The 20042-nt window shown below is 70.9% G+C and carries 16 protein-coding genes and 1 pseudogene; 7 read left to right on the forward strand and 10 right to left on the reverse strand.

What is annotated here, in order from left to right; genetic code table 11:
- The 5 genes and pseudogenes from Aph01nite_RS37750 to rpmE form a co-directional block, all read right to left on the reverse strand.
- Positions 1-412, reverse strand: a pseudogene (locus Aph01nite_RS37750) (hypothetical protein); the annotation flags it as partial.
- Positions 413-607: 195 nt separating this feature from the next.
- A complete protein-coding gene (locus Aph01nite_RS37755) occupies positions 608-1252 on the reverse strand; it encodes an L-threonylcarbamoyladenylate synthase (protein ID WP_204045879.1) in 645 nt (214 codons plus the stop codon).
- A 9-nt stretch (positions 1253-1261) separates the two neighbouring features.
- Positions 1262-2116 (reverse strand): peptide chain release factor N(5)-glutamine methyltransferase, encoded by an 855-nt coding sequence (gene prmC / locus Aph01nite_RS37760; RefSeq protein ID WP_204045880.1) that lies wholly within the window; start codon positions 2114-2116, stop codon positions 1262-1264.
- Between the two features lie 21 nt (positions 2117-2137).
- Entirely contained in the window at positions 2138-3184 is a 1047-nt protein-coding gene (prfA, locus tag Aph01nite_RS37765) for a peptide chain release factor 1 (protein ID WP_204045881.1), read from the reverse strand.
- Between the two features lie 133 nt (positions 3185-3317).
- Positions 3318-3536 (reverse strand): 50S ribosomal protein L31, encoded by a 219-nt coding sequence (rpmE, locus tag Aph01nite_RS37770; protein ID WP_155347310.1) that lies wholly within the window; start codon positions 3534-3536, stop codon positions 3318-3320.
- Between the two features lie 322 nt (positions 3537-3858).
- Here rpmE and Aph01nite_RS37775 point away from each other — a divergent pair, with 322 nt between their 5' ends.
- Positions 3859-4899: a hypothetical protein gene (locus Aph01nite_RS37775; RefSeq protein ID WP_204045882.1), complete on the forward strand. Its 1041-nt coding sequence runs from the start codon at positions 3859-3861 to the stop codon at positions 4897-4899.
- A gap of 152 nt (positions 4900-5051) precedes the next feature.
- Entirely contained in the window at positions 5052-6161 is a 1110-nt protein-coding gene (locus Aph01nite_RS37780; RefSeq protein WP_204045883.1) for a hypothetical protein, read from the forward strand.
- Positions 6162-6236: 75 nt separating this feature from the next.
- Here the strand turns inward: Aph01nite_RS37780 and Aph01nite_RS37785 are convergent, their stop codons facing one another.
- The 5 genes from Aph01nite_RS37785 to thrC all read right to left on the reverse strand — a co-directional run bounded on the left by Aph01nite_RS37785 (position 6237) and on the right by thrC (position 12779).
- Positions 6237-6875: a response regulator transcription factor gene (locus Aph01nite_RS37785; RefSeq protein WP_204045884.1), complete on the reverse strand. Its 639-nt coding sequence runs from the start codon at positions 6873-6875 to the stop codon at positions 6237-6239.
- Positions 6876-6892: 17 nt separating this feature from the next.
- Positions 6893-8188: a sensor histidine kinase gene (locus tag Aph01nite_RS37790; RefSeq protein ID WP_204045885.1), complete on the reverse strand. Its 1296-nt coding sequence runs from the start codon at positions 8186-8188 to the stop codon at positions 6893-6895.
- Between the two features lie 192 nt (positions 8189-8380).
- Positions 8381-10402, reverse strand: a complete 2022-nt coding sequence (gene rho / locus Aph01nite_RS37795; RefSeq protein ID WP_204045886.1) for a transcription termination factor Rho — start codon at positions 10400-10402, stop codon at positions 8381-8383.
- Between the two features lie 398 nt (positions 10403-10800).
- Positions 10801-11700, reverse strand: coding sequence for a homoserine kinase (thrB, locus tag Aph01nite_RS37800; RefSeq protein ID WP_204045887.1), 900 nt, complete (start codon positions 11698-11700; stop codon positions 10801-10803).
- A gap of 11 nt (positions 11701-11711) precedes the next feature.
- Positions 11712-12779 (reverse strand): threonine synthase, encoded by a 1068-nt coding sequence (gene thrC / locus Aph01nite_RS37805; protein WP_204045888.1) that lies wholly within the window; start codon positions 12777-12779, stop codon positions 11712-11714.
- 210 nt (positions 12780-12989) lie between these two features.
- On the opposite strand from thrC, the gene Aph01nite_RS37810 reads away from it, so the two are divergent.
- The 5 genes from Aph01nite_RS37810 to Aph01nite_RS37830 form a co-directional block, all read left to right on the forward strand.
- Positions 12990-14417 (forward strand): glycosyltransferase family 2 protein, encoded by a 1428-nt coding sequence (locus Aph01nite_RS37810; RefSeq protein WP_204045889.1) that lies wholly within the window; start codon positions 12990-12992, stop codon positions 14415-14417.
- Between the two features lie 140 nt (positions 14418-14557).
- Entirely contained in the window at positions 14558-15019 is a 462-nt protein-coding gene (locus Aph01nite_RS37815; protein WP_204045890.1) for a hypothetical protein, read from the forward strand.
- Positions 15016-16593: a glycosyltransferase family 2 protein gene (locus Aph01nite_RS37820; RefSeq protein WP_204045891.1), complete on the forward strand. Its 1578-nt coding sequence runs from the start codon at positions 15016-15018 to the stop codon at positions 16591-16593. Before Aph01nite_RS37815 ends, Aph01nite_RS37820 begins: the two co-directional genes overlap by 4 nt.
- The gene (locus tag Aph01nite_RS37825; protein ID WP_204045892.1) at positions 16590-18473 is read left to right on the forward strand and encodes a glycosyltransferase; all 1884 of its coding nucleotides are present in this window, start codon (positions 16590-16592) and stop codon (positions 18471-18473) included. The genes Aph01nite_RS37820 and Aph01nite_RS37825 overlap by 4 nt, the downstream gene beginning before the upstream one ends.
- Positions 18470-20042: glycosyltransferase family 2 protein (locus Aph01nite_RS37830; RefSeq protein ID WP_204045893.1), on the forward strand; the 1573-nt coding region annotated here is incomplete at its 3' end. The genes Aph01nite_RS37825 and Aph01nite_RS37830, both read left to right, overlap by 4 nt.

Genomic DNA, 20042 nt, shown 5'->3' on the forward strand with positions numbered 1-20042 from the left:
GCTCGGACTCGCCCTTGGAGGGTGGGGATTTGTCGGGGTCGGGCTTGGGTTGGGTGGAGGGGTCTTCGGAGGCGGGTTTGTTGGGGTTGGGCTCTTCGGGAGTGGGTTTGGTGGTGGAGTCGGAGGCGGGGCCGCCGGAGTTGGGCGGCTTTTCGTCGGTGGAAGGGCGCGGGGGCGGGTCCTGCTTCTCGCGTTTCTCCAGGAGGGCCAGGCGGGCGGAGACGTCCCTGACCATGACGGCGCCGGCGTCGGCGACCTGCGAAGGACGGTGGGTGGGGCGGATGGGGACGCCGGCGGTCCGGGTGAACTGCGCCACCTTCGCCTCGACCAGGTCCATCTGCTCGCCCGCCCGGGTGACCTGCGCCAGGAGTTCCCTGACCAGCTTGGGGTCCATCCCGTCCAGCTTCGCCATGAGCACGCTCCGCACAGAAGTCAGCGTCAATGGTCGCGCTGGCTGCGGGCGCAGCGGCCGGGCGCGCTTCCTTGATTCACGGTAGCTTCGGCGAACCCCGGACGCAGGGGCGATAGCCAGACGGCATGAATCGCCCCAAAGAATCACCCTGACTATGCCGAACGGCTCCAGACCAGGACTCGTAGCCGATAGGGCTCAGTCAGTCGCCAGATAGCCCACAACGGCCTTGAGCTTGTCGGCGGGGATCGCCCCCTGGCGGAGGACCCTCGGGACCGCTGTGGTGAGGTCCAGGATCGTGGAGGGCACATTGTCGTCGCACGGCCCCCCGTCCAGGTAGACGGAGACGGACTCGCCCAGCTGCTCCTCGGCTTCGGCGGCGGTGGTCGCGGGCTCGGCCCCGGAGCGGTTGGCGCTGGAGACGGCCATCGGCCCGGTCTCCTTGAGCAGGTCGAGCGCCACCCCGTGCAGCGGCATGCGCAGCGCCACGGTGCCCTTGGTCTCGCCCAGATCCCACGTCAGCGACCGGTTGACCCGGCAGATCAGGGTCAGCGGCCCCGGCCAGAACGCGTCGATCAGATCCTGCCCGTACGACCCGAGCCCCTCGACCAGCGCGTTCGCCGCCCGTACGGTCCCGACCAGAACGGGCACGGGCATGTCCCGGCCGCGGCCCTTCGCCTCGAGCAGGGCGGTGACCGCGCTCGGGGTGAACGCGTCGGCGCCGATGCCGTACACGGTGTCGGTCGGGAGGACGACGAGTTCGCCGCCGCGCACGGCCGAGGCCGCGTCGATCAGGCCGGACGCCCGCTCACCCGGGTTCGCACACAAATACCGACGACTCATTGACTTCCCTCACTCTTGACCGAACTTCGCGGTGACGAAACGATCCCGGCCGGTCAGATCCTGCCGCAGTCGCGCGTCCCGCCACCCGTTGTCCTCGGAGAACAGCCAGTAGACCGCGTTGCCCTGCTCGTCGGCGTGCTCCACGGCGACCAGGCCGCCGGGCCGCAGCAACCGCCTGGCCGTACGTTCCACGGCTCTGACCTCGTCGAGGCCGTCCTGGCCCGAGCCGTACAGGGCGCGGCTGGGGTCGTAGTCGCGGACCTCGGGGTCGCGCGGGACCGCGCCGGGCGGGATGTACGGCGGGTTGGAGATGACCAGGTCCACCTGACCGTCGAGTTCGGGCAGGCAGTCCGCCAGGTCCTCCGGGTGGAGCGAGGTACGCCCCTGACCGTGTTCGAGGATGTTGCGCTTCGCCCACCCGTACGCCACGGGGTCGATCTCGACCGCGTGCACCTGGGCCAGCGCGACCTCCTGGGCGATGGACAGCGCGATCGCGCCGGAGCCGGTGCCCAGGTCGACCACCACCGGGGAGGCCACGTCCATCTCGCTCAGCCGGTCGATGGCCCAGCCCGCGACGACCTCGGTCTCGGGTCGCGGCACGAACACCCCGGGCCCGACCTCCAGCGACAGGTAACGGAAGTATGCCCTTCCGGTGATGTGCTGGAGCGGCTCCCTGGACTCGCGGCGGGCGATCCCCTCCCAGAAGAGGGCGTCGAAGTCGGAGTCCTTGACGGAGTGCAGCCGTCCCCGGCTGACTCCGTGGACGAACGCGGCGATCTCCTCGGCGTCGGTGCGCGGCGAGGGCACACCGGCCTCGGCGAGCCGGGCGGTGGCGAGGGCGATCTCGTCCAGGAGGAAGGTCATGGCTTCACAGGGGTCCAGAGGTCACGAGTGGGCGGCCAGCTTCTCCGCCAGCTCGGCGTCGAGCAGGGCCTGGATCACGGCGTCGAGGTCGCCGTCGAGCACCTGGTCCAGGTTGTAGGCCTTGAAGCCCACCCGGTGGTCGGAGATGCGGTTCTCCGGGAAGTTGTAGGTCCGCACCCGCTCCGACCGGTCCACTGTGCGCACCTGCGACTTGCGCTCGGCCATCGCCGCCGCGTTGGCCTCCTCCTCGGCCAGCGCCTGCAGCCGGGCGCGCAGCACGCGCATCGCCGACTCCTTGTTCTGCAGCTGGCTCTTCTCGTTCTGGCAGGAGACGACGACGCCGGTCGGCAGGTGGGTGATGCGCACGGCCGAGTCGGTGGTGTTCACGCTCTGCCCGCCCGGGCCGCCCGAGCGGTAGACGTCGATGCGGAGGTCGTTGGGGTCGATCTGCACGTCGACCTCCTCCGCCTCGGGGTAGACCAGCACGCCGGCGGCCGAGGTGTGGATGCGCCCCTGCGACTCGGTGGCCGGCACCCGCTGCACGCGGTGCACGCCGCCCTCGAACTTGAGCCGCCCCCAGGCGCCGTTCTTGGCCTTGATCGCGACCGTGACGTCCTTGTACCCGCCCAGGTCGGAGTGCTGCGCGTCGATGATCTCGGTACGGAAGCCCACACGCTCCGCGTACCGGGTGTACATGCGGAGCAGGTCTCCGGCGAACAGGGCCGACTCCTGGCCGCCCTCGCCCGCCTTGATCTCCATGATGATGTCTTTGTCGTCGTTGGGGTCTCGGGGCACGAGCAGATGCTTGAGGCGCTCCTCCAGGGCGGGGACGCGCTGCTCCAGCTCCTCGGCCTCGGCCGCGAACGACGGGTCCTCGCCGGCCAGCTCCCTGGCGGCCTTGATGTCCTCGCGGACGCCCTCCAGCTCGCGGTAGGTGGCCACGATCGGGGTCAGCACCGCGTACCTCTTGCCGTACGCCTTCGCCTTCGCCTGGTCGGCGTGCACGGCCGGATCGGCGAGCTGGCTCTCAAGATCCGTGTACTCGCCGATGAGTTCGTCGAGATTCACCGCACGCGTTCCTTTCGTGGAAAAAGCCCTGCCCCTGGCCCCGATGGGCCAATGGCCCAGTCACCAAGAACGCCGACTCGGGCCCGCCCCCCATACCGCGGGGGACGATTCCGAGCCGGCGTCCGGTAACGAGCTACTTGCCCGCGGTCTTCTTGCCGAAGCGGGCTTCGAAACGGGCGACGCGGCCACCGGTGTCGAGGATCTTCTGCTTGCCCGTGTAGAACGGGTGGCAGGCCGAGCAGACGTCGGCGTGGATCGAACCGCTGGTGGCGGTGCTCCGGGTCGTGAAGGTGTTCCCGCACGTGCAGGTCACATTGGTGACGACGTACGCCGGGTGAATGTCGGGCTTCATACCAAATTCCTCTCCGAGGGACGGTCGCCGGGTCGCCTCTGCCAGTGTTGGGGGCGGGAACCGGAACCGCAGCGGTTCGGCTACCAGTGTGCCAGATGCTGGAACCTTCCCAGGCCACTCCGCATTCCCCGGCGTGATCGGGAGCCTGGGAACTCCGTGAGAACCCTCACGATCAGGTGGACCGCGCCCCACCAGCCCCAGTAGGCTCACGTGCTCAAACCCGACCTTTCCCTCAAAATTACCTAAGTTAGGGGAATCCATGAGGAAAAGCCTGCGGCACCTCATTGCAGGCGTGAGCGGGGCGGCGATCATTGCCAGCGGTGTGGCCATCACCGCGACCCCCGCCAGTGCGGATGCCGCGTTCTCATCGGACGCAGTAGCGTTCGTAGACGCTTTCCTTCCGCCGAGTGGTTCCAGCAACATCGACTTCTCCGTCAAGCTGACCGGCGCGTACGCGACGAACGGTCAGCCGGACAAGAAAGTCTGGGTCCACTTCACCAAGGACGACACCGCGAGCTCCATCACCTGGGTGAACGGAACCGTCACCCAGCCGAGCGCCGTGACCACCGTTCCCAGCCCGAACGAGGTCGTGGTCAAGGGCGTGCTCCCGGTCTCCACGAACGACGTCGCCAGTGACAAGTGGCGGCTGGAACTCGCGCTGACCGAGACGTCCGCCACCACGGCGCCGACCAGCGGATGGACCAAGGCCACGGACTTCACCGTCGCCGCGGCCACCCGGGTGACGAACTTCGACATCGACCCGTCGACGGTGACGCTGAAGTCCGGCACCTCCGTCGACGTCGGCATTCGCGCCATCGTCGAGAAGCACGGCAACGAGGTCTTCAAGGACGCCCGCGTCGAGAGCGACGAGACGTCCGACTACTACTCGCTGCACACCGGCTTCGAGGCCGACGACAAGACGTACTACGACTTCGTCGCGATGGACTCCAGCACCGCCACCGGTCGCTGGCAGGCCAAGCTGACCTTCACCCGCGGCACCAAGACGTACGAGTTCGTCAAGAGCTTCAACGTCACGAAGGGCTCCTCGGGCAAGGCCAAGTCGAAGGTCACCTTCGCGGTGAGCCCGACGAAGGTCAAGAAGGGCAAGTCCGTCAAGATGTACGGCACGGTCTACCGTGGCTACACCTCCTGGGGCCCCTGGAAGAAGAAGATCCTCAAGCTCTACTTCAAGAAGAAGGGCACCAAGACCTGGAAGTTCGCGGGCTACATCGGCGCGAACAACTCGGGCAAGTTCACCAAGACCGTGAAGCCGAAGTACGACGGCTACTGGCGCGTGGGCGCGTTCGCGACCTCCGTCACCCTCGGTAAGTGGTCGGCGTACAAGTACGTCGACGTGCGATAGATCGAACGCAAGAGCCCGCACAGATCTGATCTGTGCGGGCTTTGGCGTTTTCCGGTAGGTTGTGCCTTTTGGCTGGACGAGTCCCACCAGCCCCACTAGGCTCACAAGCCCGACTTTTCCCTCCAATTGACCGATGTAAGGGGCCATCCATCATGAGGAAGACCCTGCGGCTTGCACTTGCGGCCGTAACGGGGGCTGCGGTAATCACCAGCGGTGCGGCCATCACCGCGCTGACCCCCGCGTCCGCCAGCGCCATGTTTGGTGCGGCTGCAACCGGCACCGACTTCACCGACAAATTCATTCCGCCTTCGGGCAGCGACAAGATCCCGTTCAAGGTCGCGGTCACCGGCGCGTACGCCGATGGCAAGCCCGGCAAGGTGTCGATCCAGTACCTGAAGCCCGAGGAGGCCGAGAGCAGCGCCCACGCGGGCACCGCGGCCGACATCCCCGCCCAGACGAGCAGCCCGAGCCCCGGGCCCTCCGACGTGAGCGTGGCGGCGTCCATCCCGGTCGCGTCGAACGACAAGCCCGGCGACTGGAAGTACCGCATCGGCTGGACCGCCGGTAACGCGGCGACCGGCGCCACCCCGGACTGGGGCGCCTGGACGACCCTCGCGGTCGCCAAGGCCACCCGGGTGATCAGCGCGAACGTCGACCCGGACACCGTCAAGCTGAAGTCCGGCACCGAGATCGACGTCTACGCCGCCTTCAAGCTGGAGCGCGGCGGCGCGGCCGACGAGGAGAAGGTCACCGACGTCCGGCTGGAGAGCAAGGACAGCGACGACTACTACTCGCTCAACACCGGCCTGGAGTCGGACGACTCCTACCACGACTCGACCTCGATGGACTACGACACCGAGACCGGCTCGTGGCAGCTCAAGGTCACCGTCACCCGCGGCTCCAAGAGCTACGCCTTCGTCAAGGGCTTCCAGGTCACCAAGGGCGCCGGCAAGGCCAAGTCCAAGATCACCCTGGTGGCCTCGCCGTCCAAGGTGAAGAAGGGCAAGTCCGTCAAGCTTTACGGCAAGGTCTACCGGGGGTACACCTCTTGGGGCGCCTGGAAGAAGAAGATCCTCCGGCTCTACTTCAAGAAGAAGGGCACCAGCACCTGGAAGTTCGTCGGCTACGTCGGCGCGAACTCCTCCGGCAAGTACAGCAAGACCGTCAAGCCCAAGTACGACGGCTACTGGCGCCTCGGCGCCACGGCTTCCAGCGTGACCAACAAGGCGTGGTCGCCGTCGAAGTTCGTGGACGTCAGGTAGCGCGCCCCTGAGCTAGCCGCTGAGATACCCGCCCCCGTGTCCGGGCCTGGACACGGGGGCGTCTCATTTCCCGAATCAGTGCCCTAAGTAGGCCAGCACGGCGAGCACCCTGCGGTGGTCGTCCGGCGCGGGTTCGAGGCCGAGCCTGAGGAAGATGCTGGAGATGTGCTTCTCGACCGCTCCCTCGGAGATGACCAGCCGGGCGGCGATGGCGCTGTTGGAGCGCCCCTCCGCCATCAGCCCCAGCACCTCGTGCTCCCTGCCGGTCAGCCGTTCCCTGGGCAGCCGGCGGCGGCTCAGCAGCTGCACGACCACGTCGGGGTCGATGACCGTCCCTCCCCCGGCCACCCGCCGTACCGCCTCGAAGAACTCGGTCACGTCGGAGATGCGCTCCTTGAGCAGGTAGCCCACCGCGGCGGCGCCACCGCCGATCAGCTCGGTCGCGTACCGCTCCTCGACGTACTGCGACAGGACCAGGATGGGGAAGCCGGGCCGCCGGGACCGCACCTCCAGAGCGGCGCGCAGGCCCTCGTCGGTGTGCGAGGGCGGCATGCGCACGTCCACCACCGCCAGGTCGGGACGGTGCTCCTCGACGGCCGCCACCAGCGCGGGCCCGTCGCCGACGGCCGCCACCGTGGTCACGCCGCCGTCGGCCAGCAGCCGGGTCAGCCCTTCCCTGAGCAGTACGGAATCCTCCGCGATCACGACCCGCATGCCGTCCAGACTAGGGCTCACCATGTGCAGGGGAGCTCCGCTCTGATGAGCGTGGGCCCGCCCCGGGGACTGTTCACGGTGAGGATGCCGTCGATGGTCGCGGCCCGGTCGGCCAGCCCGGCCAGCCCGCCGCCGGGCACGAGGGCGGCCCCGCCGATCCCGTTGTCGGCCACCTCGACCACCACGCGCAGGTCCTGCCGGCTGACGTGCACCCGCGCCTCGGTCGCGGCGGCGTGTTTGGCCATGTTGCTCAGCGACTCGGCCACGATGAAGTACGCGATGCTCTCCACGGCCGCCGGCGGGCGATCGGTGATCTCCACCGACACATCCACCCGTACGGGGGCGCGCCCCGCCAGCGACGACAGCGCCGCGTCGAGCCCCCGGTCGGTGAGGATCGCCGGATAGATCCCCCGGGCCAGGTCGCGCAGTTCGGCTATGGCCGCCTTGGTGCCCGCGTGAGCGCTGGCCAGCAGCTCCCTGGCGGCGGCCGGGTCGGCGTCCATCTTGGCCTGCGCGCGGCCGAGGTCCAGGGCCACCGCCAGCAGCCGCTGCTGGGCGCCGTCGTGCAGGTCGCGCTCGATCCTGCGCCGCTCGGTCTCGGCGGCGTCCACGCCCCTGGCCCGGCTCGCGCGCAGCCGGTCGGCCTTGGCCTCCAGCGTCCTGGTCTCGTCCGCGCCGAGCAGGAGCCTGGCCAGCGCGGCGTGCAGCCAGGCCAGGCCGCGTATCGCGTACAGGCCGGTGAAGAGCAGGGCCAAGCCGAGGACGGTCACCGGGACGGCCTCGGCCAGCGTGTCCACCCGGAGCTCCCCGAGGATGACCCATCCCGAGCCGAGCACCGTCGGGATGGGTGCGCAGATCAGGATGAGGGACACGTACCAGAACAGCACCGAGGCGACGAACTCCACCAGCCCGACCGGGAACAGCAGCAGCAGGTACCCCAGGTCCTTCCAGGTGGCCGGATCCCCGAACAACCAGCCGACATGGTTCCAGAACCCCCGCCGAGGCCGCGGCCGGTACGGATCGGGCAGGTCCACCCCGAACGACCAGCGCACCAGCCGGCGCTCCAGCATGGCCGCCGACCGCCACAGGACCATGGTGAGCACCAGCATCGGCACCCCCACGCCGATCACCGTGAACGCCATCGACACCGGGATCGCGAAGACCAGCGCGGCGAAGTAGCACCCCCCGAGCACGATGCTCCCCAGCAGGTACGGCACCGCCCGCCAGGTGGCCGGATCGACCGCGACGCCGAGCGGCCCCCACCGCCCGAACGGCACCCGCTCGCGGAGCGGCACCCGTACCTCGGCCGTCATGGCTCCCTCCCACAAACCCGGACATATGAAGCACGTGAAGCATGCCAAGCCCGTACGGCACGGCGGAATGGAGCGAGCGGGCGTCTGTTTCCTGGTGCTGCCCCCATGGCATACCCACGACGCCGCCGTTCCGCGATCACGCCGGGAAAGCAAAACGCCCCGGGGGCGAACCCCGGGGCGTTTCGTGTGGAGCTAGTCGCGGTCGTTGCTGACGGTGGTCTTCTGGACCTGCATCAGGAACTCGGCGTTGGACTTGGTCTCCTTCATCTTCTCCAGCAGGAGTTCCAGCGCCTGCTGCATGTCCAGCGCGTGCAGCACCCGGCGGAGCTTCCAGACGACCTGGAGCTCCTCCTTGCCGAGCAGGATCTCCTCCTTACGCGTGCTGGAGGAGTCCACGTCCACGGCCGGGAAGATGCGCTTGTCGGCGAGGGAGCGGCTGAGCTTGAGCTCCATGTTGCCGGTGCCCTTGAACTCCTCGAAGATGACCTCGTCCATCTTGGAGCCGGTCTCCACCAGCGCGGTGGCGAGGATCGTCAGCGAGCCGCCGTTCTCGATGTTGCGCGCGGCGCCGAAGAACCGCTTCGGCGGGTAGAGCGCGGTCGAGTCGACACCACCGGACAGGATGCGCCCGGACGCCGGGGCGGCCAGGTTGTACGCGCGGCCCAGACGGGTGATCGAGTCGAGCAGCACGACCACGTCGTGGCCGAGCTCCACCAGGCGCTTGGCGCGCTCGATGGCCAGTTCGGCGACCGTGGTGTGGTCCTCGGCCGGACGGTCGAAGGTCGAGTGGATGACCTCGCCCTTGACCGACCGCTGCATGTCGGTGACCTCTTCGGGGCGCTCGTCCACGAGCACGACCATCAGGTGGCACTCGGGGCTGTTGCGGGTGATCGCGTTGGCGATCGCCTGCAGCACCATCGTCTTGCCCGCCTTGGGCGGGGAGACGATCAGACCACGCTGGCCCTTGCCGATCGGCGAGACCATGTCGATGATCCGGGTGGTCATGATGTTGGGCTCGGTCTCCAGGCGGAGCCGCTCCTGCGGGTACAGCGGGGTCAGCTTGTTGAAGTCCGGGCGCTGCCTGGCCTGGTCGGGCTCCATGCCGTTGACCGTGTCGAGGCGGACCAGCGCGTTGAACTTCTCGCGCCGCTCGCCCTCGCGCGGCTGGCGGACGGCGCCGGTGATGACGTCGCCCTTGCGCAGGCCGTTGCGGCGGATCTGGGCCAGCGACACGTAGACGTCGTTGGAGCCCGGCAGGTAGCCGCTGGTCCGGACGAACGCGTAGTTGTCCAGGATGTCGAGGATGCCGGCGATCGGGATGAGGACGTCGTCCTCGCTGACCACGGGCTCGTTGCTGTCGCCGAAGCGGTCACGGCCGCGGCGGTTGCGCTCCCGGAACCGGCCGCGACGGCCGCGCGGGTCGTCGTCCTGGCCCGGCCCGCCCTGGCCGCGGTCACCCTGGCGGTCGCCCTGGCGCGTGTCCTGGCGCGTGTCCTGGCCACGGTCCTGACGGTCCTGACGGCTGTCCTGCCCGCGGTCCTGACGGTCCTGACGGCTGTCCTGCCCGCGGTCCTGGCGGTCACGGCCCCGGTTGTCGCCGCTGTCGGCGGCGCGCTGGTCGGCCCGGTCGATGCCGCGCTCGGCGCGGTCGCCCCGCTCGGGCCGGTCGCCCCGGTCCTGGCGGTCGCGGCGCTCCCCGCGCCCGCGGCGCTCGCGGCGGTCGTTCATCCGGTCGCCGCGGCCGTCCCGCGCGTCGGCCTGCGCGGCTTCGGTGACCTGCGCGGCCTGCGGTTCCGGCGCGGACTGCACGACGGGCTGGGCCTGCGCCACCGGAGCGCTGTCCACGCGCTCTACGACGGGCTCGGGCTCCGGCCGGGACTCGGCGACGGGCAGCGCGGGCTGCTCAGGAGCGGCGGCGGCGCGGGAACGTTCCCGGCGGGCACGGGTGGGCCGCTCCACTGGCGCGGCTTCCGCGGGCTTCGCCTCCGGAGCGGGCGCGGCCCCCCCCTGCTTCTCCTGGATGGCCGCGATGAGCTGGCTCTTGCGCATCCGTCCGGTCCCGCTGATGCCGAGGCTGGTGGCCATGGCCTGCAGCTCGGGCAGCACCATGGCGGACAGCCCGGTGCCGGAGCGACGGCGCGGCGAACGTGCCGCGGCGGCGGTGGGGGCGTCGCCAGCGGGTGCGCCGGCGAGGAGTTCGGTGGTGTCGCTCAACTAATGGTCCTTCCCAGGGGTCGGGCGCCGGGCTTGTTCGCCCTGGCGTCCCGGTGGTGCGACCCGGCGGGACAGACCGGGTCGGGCTTCGCGAACCTCATGCACGGATCCCTCTGGGTACCGAGATTCACGAGCGGTAGAGGCCCGGGGGAATCCCCCCGGATTGCCACCACCGACCAGATGTCGAGGTGGTTCGAACGCGCATGTCTCCGAATGCGCCACCTCTGGCCGCGCGAGCGACAGGAGGAGGCAGATTCTGGGAAATCCCCGTAGCTCCGGCTAAGCGAAGTGCGGAGATGTGCGAATGACAAGCACGCACCCAACACGGGGGCACCTGGTGCGGCTATCAGCCTAACATCACCAGCGCACACAGCTATTCCCTGAAGGTCGAAGAGGCATCAGCGTGTCTCGGGAAACTGAACGCACGCACCGGCTGGGTCGACGTTCAGCGGCTGGATGTGCCAGTCAGTACCCACTTCTGGCGCGATCAAATCCTGCGCAGATCCGCTGGAAAACGCAAGAATCGTGGGACCGGCTCCCGAGACGACAGCGGGCACTCCAACCGACCGCAGATGTTTTACCAGTTCAGCGGTGCGGGGCATGGCAGGCGCGCGGTATTTCTGATGAAGGTGATCTTCTGTCGCGGTCATCAGGAGATCCGGCCGCTGAGTGAGCGCGTGCACCAGCAGGGCCGCGTTGCCCGCGTTGGCGGCGGCCTCGCCGTGCGGCACCGCCGGGGGCAGCAGGCCGCGGGCCGCCTCCGTGGCGAGCCGGAAATCCGGGATCAGGACCACCGGGCGCACCTGCTCGTGCACGGGCAGGGCGACCGCGCGGGGTCTGCCCCGCTCGGTGTACGCGATGGTAAAGCCGCCGTACAGGCAGGGCGCGACGTTGTCGGGGTGGCCCTCGATCTGGGCGGCCAGCTCCAGGGCGCGGTCGTCGCCGAACCAGGGGGCCTCGCTGAGTGCCCGCGCGGCGAGCACACCGGCCACGATCGCGGCGGAGGACGAGCCGAGGCCGCGGGCGTGCGGGATGCGGTTGCGGCAGCGCAGCCGGATCCCCTTCGGCTGCGGCGCGTCCAGCGCGTCGAAGGTCTTCCGCATGGTGGCGACGATCAGGTGGCCCTCGCCGGAGTCCACCTCCCCGGCGCCGTGGCCGTCGATCTCGATCTCGACGCCGTCCCCCGTGAGCTCGGCCTCGACCTCGTCGTGCAGATCTAGCGCGAGACCCAGTGTGTCGAAGCCGGGTCCCAGGTTTGCGCTGGTCGCGGGCACGCGGACCAGAACGCTGTTGTGCATGCGTCTCCCCGTCAGGCAAGTTCCAGTGCGGCCGCCGCCGCGTACGCGTCGATCGGGATGGTGACCGGGGCGGGCGCGCCCGAGATCGCCCAGTCCGGGTCCTTCAAGCCGTTTCCGGTGACCGTGCAGACGATCCGCTCCCCCGGGTTGAGCAGCCCCTGCTCGTGGGCCTGGAGCAGCCCGGCAACACTGGCCGCCGAGGCCAGCTCGACGAACACGCCCTCCCCCTGGGCGAGCAGCTTGTACGCCGCCGCGATCTGCCGGTCGGTGACGGCCTGGATGTCGCCGCCCGATTCGTCCCGGGCCGCGGTGGCGAGCCGCCAGGACGCGGGGTTGCCGATCCGGATGGCGGTGGCGATGGTGTGCGGGTGGGTCACCGGAGCGCCGTTCACGATCGGCGCCGCCCCGCTGGCCTGGAACCCCAGCATTCTGGGCCGCTTGGTGGCCAGTCCGTCCGCCGCGTACTCCCGGTACCCCATCCAGTACGCCGAGATGTTGCCCGCGTTCCCCACCGGGATGCAGTGCACGTCGGGCGCGTCGCCGAGCGCGTCCACGATCTCGAACGCGGCCGTCTTCTGCCCCTGCAACCGGTACGGATTGACCGAGTTGACCAGCGCGATCGGATAGTTGGCGGCCAGCTTCTTGGTCATCTCCAGGCAGTCGTCGAAGGAGCCCTCGACCTGGAGCAGCTTGGCCCCGTGCACGAGCGCCTGGGCCAGCTTGCCCATCGCGATCTTCCCGCGCGGGACCAGCACGGCGCAGGTGAGCCCGGCCCTGGTCGCGTACGCGGCGGCGGAGGCGCTGGTGTTGCCGGTGGAGGCGCAGATGACCGCCTGGGCGCCCTCCTCCACGGCCTTGCTGATGGCCATGGTCATGCCGCGGTCCTTGAAGCTGCCGGTCGGGTTGAGGCCCTCGACCTTGAGATACACCTCGCAGCCGACCAGCTCGGAGACCCGGTTCGCCGGCACCAGCGGCGTGCCGCCCTCCTGAAGCGTCACCACGGGCGTTTCCGCGCTCACCGGAAGCCGGTCACGGTACTCCTCGATGAGCCCACGCCACTGCCTCGACGCCCCGGCCATGATTACTCCTTCGACCTGCGCTGTCTCTCTGCGCTATTGGGTGTCGAGTCTAGGGGCAACCGACCAAGGCGCGGGATGCGCTGTCCAATTGATGGGATATGTCGGCAAAAAATGGCTGTTCATTGGGGCTCGATCTCTCAGGGAACCCCCAGAGTGTTTCACTAGGGTGCACCACGCCGAAAACTTCGCCACCCGGGAGGAGTCGCGACTGTGACGGGCAACGCCGCCCGGCCGAGGATCCGCCACAACGACTACGGCCCGCTGAGCCCGGCCGAGCCGGGACGGTGGACGCCGTCGCTGACGGTCAGCGTGATCGTGCCCGCGCACGGCGGGCAGCACCGCCTGGACCTGGCGCTCGCCGCGCTGGCGGCGCAGAGCTACCCGTCGCGGCTGACCGAAGTCATCGTGGTGGACGACGGCAGCGAGCCGCCGCTGCGCCTGCCCGAACTGCGGCCGGAGAACTGCCGGATGATCACGCCGAGCCCCGGCGGCTGGGGGCCCGCGCACGCGATGAACGCGGGCGTCGCGGTCGCCGACGGCGCGGTCGTCCAGCGGCTGGACGCCGACATGGTGCCCTACCGGGAGCATCTGGAGCTGCTGCTGCGCTGGCAGCACCTCACCGACTATCTCGTCACCATCGGCGGCAAGGTGTTCGTGCCCGAGCCGCCGATCACCCCCGCCCAGGTGCACGCGGCCGTGCTGGCGGACACGGTGCCGGAGCTGATCGACCTGACCTCGGCGCTGCCGAGCAGCACCGAGCAGACCATCAGACGCCTGGATGGCCTGCGCAAGAGCCGCAATCCCTACCACGTGTGCACAGGTCCCACGATGTCGATGCATCGCACCTTTTATGAGAGTGCGGGGGGCTTTGATGCGGATGTGCATCGGGGGGAGGACACCGAGTTCGCGTACCGGCTTGCTCAGGCGGGGGCGGTGTTCGTGCCGGATCTGGCGGCGAAGGCCGTACATCTGGGGCTTCCGGCGCAGCGGCGGGAGCGGGAGGCGACCATCCGGGCGGTGGAGCCGTACCTGGCGCAGCGGGTGCCGCTCCGGCGGGAGCTGCGGAAGGAGCGCGGGCGCGGGTGGCGGGTGCCGTACGTGGAAGTGGTGCTGGATGTGAGCGAGTCGGGCGAGCGGGAGGCCAGGGCCGCGGTGGAGGCGGCGCTGACCGGGACCCTGCCGGACGTGACGGTCACCCTGGTGGGGCCGTGGTCCGGCCTGCCGCAGGGCCGGCCGGAGGGGCCCGCCACCGAGCTCGAACTGCTGGCCGCCGGCTTCCGCGACGACCCCCGCGTACGGCTGGCCGACCAGGTGCCGCCGACCGCCTTCCCCGTGCCCTTCCGCTACACCGGCCCGGTGGACACGCCGCTCGCTCCGGACACCCTCGAACAGTTGACCAAGATCATGACAAAGGATCTCTCCGGTCTGCTCTACATGCGCCTGCCCAGCGGCCGGATGGCGGCGATGGAGCGCACCGAGGCGGTGAGCAGGGCCCGGCTTATCGCATTCCCGGATGAACCTCTCACCCAAGCGATCGAAGCGACCCACGGAGTACGGCACGCGACATCCCCAACACAGGACATACCGGATAAGCAGCCCTTGCGGGAGCGCCTCGCCCGCTTGCAGCAATCCCCCTGAGATCGGATTGAAGCCTCTCTTTGGGATCTCTCAGGAACTTGTCCCACAATTCAGGCACCAACTTCTACTAGGCTTTATTCATCCCTGACCCGAACATGGCCCGCCCATTTCCCCGGGGCGGCTGACACGGAGGTTTACTCATGCCGACACCCCGCCGGCTGGCCGTCATGGGCGCCGGGATCGGCACGGCCGCCATCGCCGTCCTGACCCTGCTCGTGATCGTCGGCATGGTCGAGCCGGTGGAGGCGCTGCTGCTGGGCGCGCTGGGCGCCGTCCTCGGCGGGCTGGCCTTCCTGCTCCTCACCCTGCGCCGGCTGGACGGCAAGGTGCAGCGCATGGACGCCCGGGTCAAACGGGACGAGCAGAAGCTCGCGGAGATCGCCGGCAGCCTGGCGGCGGTGGCCGCCAAACTCGACGCCATCGCCCCCACGCTGGCCGAGGCCGCCGTACAGCACGACGAGGACCTGCGCGCGGTGCTGGCCTCGCTGGGCGAGGACCGGGTGAACGCCATGTTCGTCCGCCGCGAGATCGAGGCGGAACTCCAGGAGATCAAGCGCCGTACCGAGGCGATGGCGTCCCAGATGGACCGAGTGACTCATTGACCGCCCGGATCCGCCACAACGACTACGGCGTCCTCACCCCGCCGAGTATCGGCGGGTGGCAGCCGCGGCTGACCGTGAGCGTCGTCATCCCCGCCTACCAGTGCCAGGACGCGCTTGACCGGACCCTGGCCGCGCTGACCGCGCAGACCTACCCGGCGGCGCTGCTGGACGTGGTCATCGCCGACGACGGCAGCACTCCCGCCGTCACCGTGCCGGACCTCGCGCCCGCCGGAACCCGGGTCGTACGGGTTCCCGAAGGCCGCTGGGGACGCGGCTGGGCCCGGCAGACCGGGGCCTCCGCGGCCCGCGGCGACGTGCTGCACTGGCTCGACTCCGACATGATCCTCTACCGCGACCACATCGAGTCGCACATGCGGTGGCACCACCTCGCCGAGCACCTGGTGGTGCACGGCGTCATCCAGTTCACCAGCGCGGAGGACGCCCCACCGTCCCCCGCCGAGGTGGCCTCGGCCGTCCGCGACGGCGACGCCGGCCTGCTCTTCCCGGCCGACAGCGTGCATCCGCACGCGTACTCCGCCAAGATCCTGGCCGAGACGCGGCAGCTGCGGGACGCGGGCAGACGGGCCTACCTGCTGCACTCCGGCGCCACCACCTCGGTCAGCGCGCGGATGCTGGCGGCCGCCGGGGGCGTGGACACCTCGCTCAACATGGGCGAGGACACCGAGCTGGGGTACCGGCTGGCCCAGGCCGGGGCGGTGTTCGTCCCCGACCCGGCGTTGAGCTGGCACATCGGCCTGTCCACCGTGCTGCGCCGGGAGAAGGACGTGCACCGGCACAACTGGAGCCTGCTCGGCAGCGTCATCCCCGACCTGCGCTGGCTGCGCAGCCATCCGCGGCGGCAGTGGGCGGTGCCGTACGTGCAGGTCGTGGTGGATTCGGCGGGGGCCTCGTACGAGCAGACCCGGGCCAGCGTGGACGCCGCCCTGGCCGGAACCGTGCCCGACACCTCGGTTGTGGTGCTGGGGCCGTGGTCGAAGCTGACCGAGGGCCGGCGCAGGTCCCTGGACGAACCGCTGCTCGAACACCGCCTGGTGTCCAACCTGTACGCGGCCGAGCCCCGCGTCACCCTGGCCGAGTCGGCGCCGCCCACGGCCACCCCCGCGCCCTGGCGGCTGCGCGTCCCCGCCGGCTGGGTGCTCGGCGCGGACACCCTGGCCAAGCTGGTCAAACTCGCCGACGACGACGGCCTCGGCCTGCTCTGCGCCGCGCTCACCGAGACGGCCGCCGGCGTCACCGCGATCCGCCTGGAGCGTACGGCGGCCTACGGCCGGGCCCTCCTCCACCCCGGCGAGGAGTCCGACGACGTGGTGGACGAGCTGTTCGGCAGCATGTGGGTGGACGGCGGCGAGTTCGGCGTCACCACTCCCGAGCTGGCCGGCCCGCTGGGCGGCGTCGCCGCCGGGCTGCGCGCCGAGGTGGCCCGCTGGCGGTCCGAGGCCGGCAGGCACGAGGCCGAGGCGGCCCGCTGGAAGGCCGAGGCGGAACGGCTGGCCGCCGAACGGGCCGCCGCCGAACGGGCGCCCCGGCGCACCTGGTTGAGAGCGAGCAGATGAGTGTGAAGGAAGCCGTCGCGGGGACGCGGGAACGGCAGGGACGGATCTACACGATCGGCGTGGAGTCACCGGGGCTGCTCGGCCCGGGGATCGTGGATCTGGACACGGCCGACCTGGACGCCCCCGCGGCGGAGGAGGCCGCCGCGGCCGAGGTGCTGGTGATCGCCCGTACGCCCACGGACCTGCGCAGGGCCGCCACCCTCCAGGAGGCGCTGCCGGACACCACCCGCGTGACGATCGTCGTCGAGCAGGTGCCGGCCGGCTGCCCCGCCCCCTCGCCGTCGCTGACCCCGGCCCACCGCTGGCGCCGCCTCACCGAGCTGCGGGTCAGCCGCCCGAAGGCGAACGCGTGGCGGGTGGACACCGCTTTCTCCATCCCGATCCCGGCCGGGCGCACGGTCGCGGCCGTGGCCCGCGCGTTCGCCGGGAACCGGCTGGAGGCCACCGCCGCGCCCGTTCCGGTGCTGGCGGGCGCGGGCGCCGCGCACTGGCGGCCCGGCGACCCGAACGCGGCCATCGCCGGTGTGGACGGCCCGGTGCCGATCCGGATCGGCGCGCCCGCCGGGGACCTGGTGGTCCGCACCGGCACGCCCGCGGCCGGGTGGGACGGCGCGGAGACGCCGCTGGACCGGCCGCTGCCCGAGTCGCTGACCTGGGAGCGCATCGGCCGCCCCGGCGGCGCGGCGCTGGTGGGCGCGGGCATCACCGACATCACGATGATCCCCCCGGTGGACGACCGTTCGGTCAACCCGGCCGGGTTCCTCAGCGTGCCCACCCGGGACATGGCCGACCTGGTGACCAGGGACGGCCGATGGGCGGTCGTCCTCGACGGTGACGTGCTGCTGCGCCTGCCCGCCTCGGGCGCGGTCACCGACACCGACGTGGCCTCGCTGCGGCGCGTACGCGGGCTGCGCGTCGACTGGCGGCGCGGCCACACCGGACCGCTGGCCGCCGTACGGGTGATCGCCTCGCTGGCGGCGGCGGGCGTGCCGATGGTGACCGGCCCGATCCCCGTCTGGGCGGCGGCCCTCGGCCCCGAGCTGGGCCGCCTGCTGGCCGGGGTCACCGACGCCGACCTCGCCGACGACCTGCGCCGGGAGGAGGTCAGCATCCTGGCCAGGCGGCTGGCGCTGCGCGCCCACGGCGTACACGGCCGCTACGCCCAGCTGGGCGCGCCCGCCGCGCAGACCCCGAGCACGTCCATCCTGCTGGCCACCCGCCGCCCGGAGATGGTGGGCTTCGCCCTGGCCCAGGCCGCCCGCCAGCGCGGGGTCGCCACCGAGGTCGTACTGGCCCTGCACGGCTTCTCCCGCGACGAACCGGGTGTGGCCGAGGCCGTGGCCGCCTTCGAGGGACCGCTCCAGGTGTTCCCGGCCGAACCCGGCATGATCTTCGGCGACGTGCTCAACCGGGCCGCCGCCCGCGCGGCCGGCACCCACCTGCTCAAAATGGACGACGACGACTGGTACGGCCCCGACTTCCTGGCCGACCTCCTGCTCGCCCACGCCTACTCCGGCGCCGAGGTGACCGGCACCTCCCCCGAGTTCGTCTACCTGTCCAGCATCGACGTCACCGTCCACCACGAGCAGGTGACCGAGCAGGTCAGCAACTTCATCGCGGGCGGCACGATCCTCACCACCCGGGCCGCCTTCGACGCGGTCGGCGGCTTCCGGCCGCTGCGCCGCTCGGTGGACACCCAGTTCCAGCACGCGGTCCAGGCGGCCGGCGGCCAGATCTACCGGGCCCACGGCCTCGGCTACATCCTGCGGCGCGGCCCGGCCGCCGAGCACACCTGGCGCGAGCCGATCGGCACCTTCCTGCGCCGCAACAAACGGCAGTGGCGCGGCTTCCGCCCGAACGCCCTGATGGAGCTGTCGTGAGGCCGCGCGTCCGCCGCAACGACTTCGGCGGCCTCACCCCGCCGGAACTCGGCTCCTGGCGTCCCTCCCTGCGGGTCAGCGTGGTCATCCCCGCGTACGGCGCGCAGGACAAACTGGACCTCACCCTGGCCGCGCTGGCCGCCCAGACCTACCCGGCCCACCTGCTGGACGTGATCGTCGTGGACGACGGCGGCCCCAGCCCCGTCGTCGCCCCCTCCCTCGCCCCGGCCAGGACGCGGATCGTGCCCAGCGCCCCCGGCGGCTGGGGCCGGGCCTGGGCCTGCCAGAGCGGGTACGACGCCGCCGACGGCGACATCGTCCTCACCATGGACGCCGACCTGGTCCCGCACCGCGACCACGTCGAGGCGCACGCGCGCTGGCACCACCTCGCCGACTACCTCGTGGTCACCGGCTGGCCCCGGTTCACCGACATCCCGCCGGCCGGGCTGCCGTCCCCCGTGGACGTGTACACGCGGGTCAGGGCCGACGAGACCGAGCGGCTGTTCCACGCCGACCACGACCGCTCCCACCAGTGGCTCCAGGACATCATCGACCGCCACGACGGCCTGCGGCGGGCGCCCAGCTCGGTGCTCTACCGCACCCACGTCGGCGGCACGGCCTCCGTGTCCGCGGCGCTGCTGCGGCGGGCCGGCGGCATGGACACCGAACTGGTGCTGGGCGAGGACACCGAACTCGGCTACCGGCTGACCCAGGCGGGCGCCGTGTTCGTCCCGGAGACCGGCGCCCGGTGCTGGCATCTCGGGCTCACCACGGCCATGCACCGCCTCGACGACGTACGCGAGTTCAACAGCCCGTTCATCGCCAACCGGCTGCCGTACCGGCGCTGGCTGCGCACCGATCCGGGGCGGCAGTGGCGGGTGCCGTACGTGGAGGTGAGCGTGGACGCGCGCGGGGCCCGGCACCGGGAGGTCCGGGCGACCGTGGACAGCGCGCTGGCCAGCACCCTCCCCGACGTACGGGTCGCGCTGCGGGCGCCGTGGCGGGAGCTGACCGGGGAGCGCCGCCGGCCGCTGGACGATCCGCTGCTGGACCTGCGGCTGCTCCAGGCCGGTTACCGCGAGGACGGCCGGGTCCTGCTGGTCGAGGAGGAGGCCCCCACGGCGGCCCCCGCCCCCTTCAGGTTCCGCTGCCCCGCCGGCTGGTCCGTCGGGCCCGAGACCCTGGACCGGCTGGTCAAACACGCCGAGGAGCACGACAGCGGGGTACTCTACCTGGCGCTGGCGGAACAGGACGGCAAGGTGCTGGCGGCCCGCCTGGAACGCACCTCGGCGGTGGCGCGGGCCAGGCACGTGGCCGCCCCCGGCGAGGACCTGGACGATGTGACCGCCGAGCTCTTCGACGTGACCTGGCACGACGGGCCTGAGTTCGGCATGCTCGCGCCCGGCGTGGCCTACCCCAAGCTGCTCGGCAACCGGGACAGGGCCGCCGCGCAGTGGCGGGAGCGGGCCCGCAACGCCGAGCGGAACGTGGGCAAGCTGAAGACCCGGCTGGACGAGGTCAGGAACGAGGCGCTGACCCTGCGGCGGGCCGCCGACAAGGGCGCGCGGG

Source organism: Acrocarpospora phusangensis (assembly GCF_016862995.1).
Taxonomy (GTDB): Bacteria; Actinomycetota; Actinomycetes; order Streptosporangiales; family Streptosporangiaceae; genus Acrocarpospora; species Acrocarpospora phusangensis.

Excerpts from the sequence above, each read along its gene's own strand:
- Aph01nite_RS37755 (WP_204045879.1), bottom strand. The coding sequence starts at position 1,252 with ATGAGTCGTCGGTATTTGTGTGCGAACCCGGGTGAGCGGGCGTCCGGC.
- prmC (WP_204045880.1), bottom strand. The coding sequence starts at position 2,116 with ATGACCTTCCTCCTGGACGAGATCGCCCTCGCCACCGCCCGGCTCGCC.
- rpmE (WP_155347310.1), bottom strand. The coding sequence starts at position 3,536 with ATGAAGCCCGACATTCACCCGGCGTACGTCGTCACCAATGTGACCTGC.
- Aph01nite_RS37780 (WP_204045883.1), top strand. The coding sequence starts at position 5,052 with ATGAGGAAGACCCTGCGGCTTGCACTTGCGGCCGTAACGGGGGCTGCG.
- Aph01nite_RS37785 (WP_204045884.1), bottom strand. The coding sequence starts at position 6,875 with ATGCGGGTCGTGATCGCGGAGGATTCCGTACTGCTCAGGGAAGGGCTG.
- Aph01nite_RS37790 (WP_204045885.1), bottom strand. The coding sequence starts at position 8,188 with ATGACGGCCGAGGTACGGGTGCCGCTCCGCGAGCGGGTGCCGTTCGGG.
- thrB (WP_204045887.1), bottom strand. The coding sequence starts at position 11,700 with ATGCACAACAGCGTTCTGGTCCGCGTGCCCGCGACCAGCGCAAACCTG.
- thrC (WP_204045888.1), bottom strand. The coding sequence starts at position 12,779 with ATGGCCGGGGCGTCGAGGCAGTGGCGTGGGCTCATCGAGGAGTACCGT.
- Aph01nite_RS37815 (WP_204045890.1), top strand. The coding sequence starts at position 14,558 with ATGCCGACACCCCGCCGGCTGGCCGTCATGGGCGCCGGGATCGGCACG.
- Aph01nite_RS37825 (WP_204045892.1), top strand. The coding sequence starts at position 16,590 with ATGAGTGTGAAGGAAGCCGTCGCGGGGACGCGGGAACGGCAGGGACGG.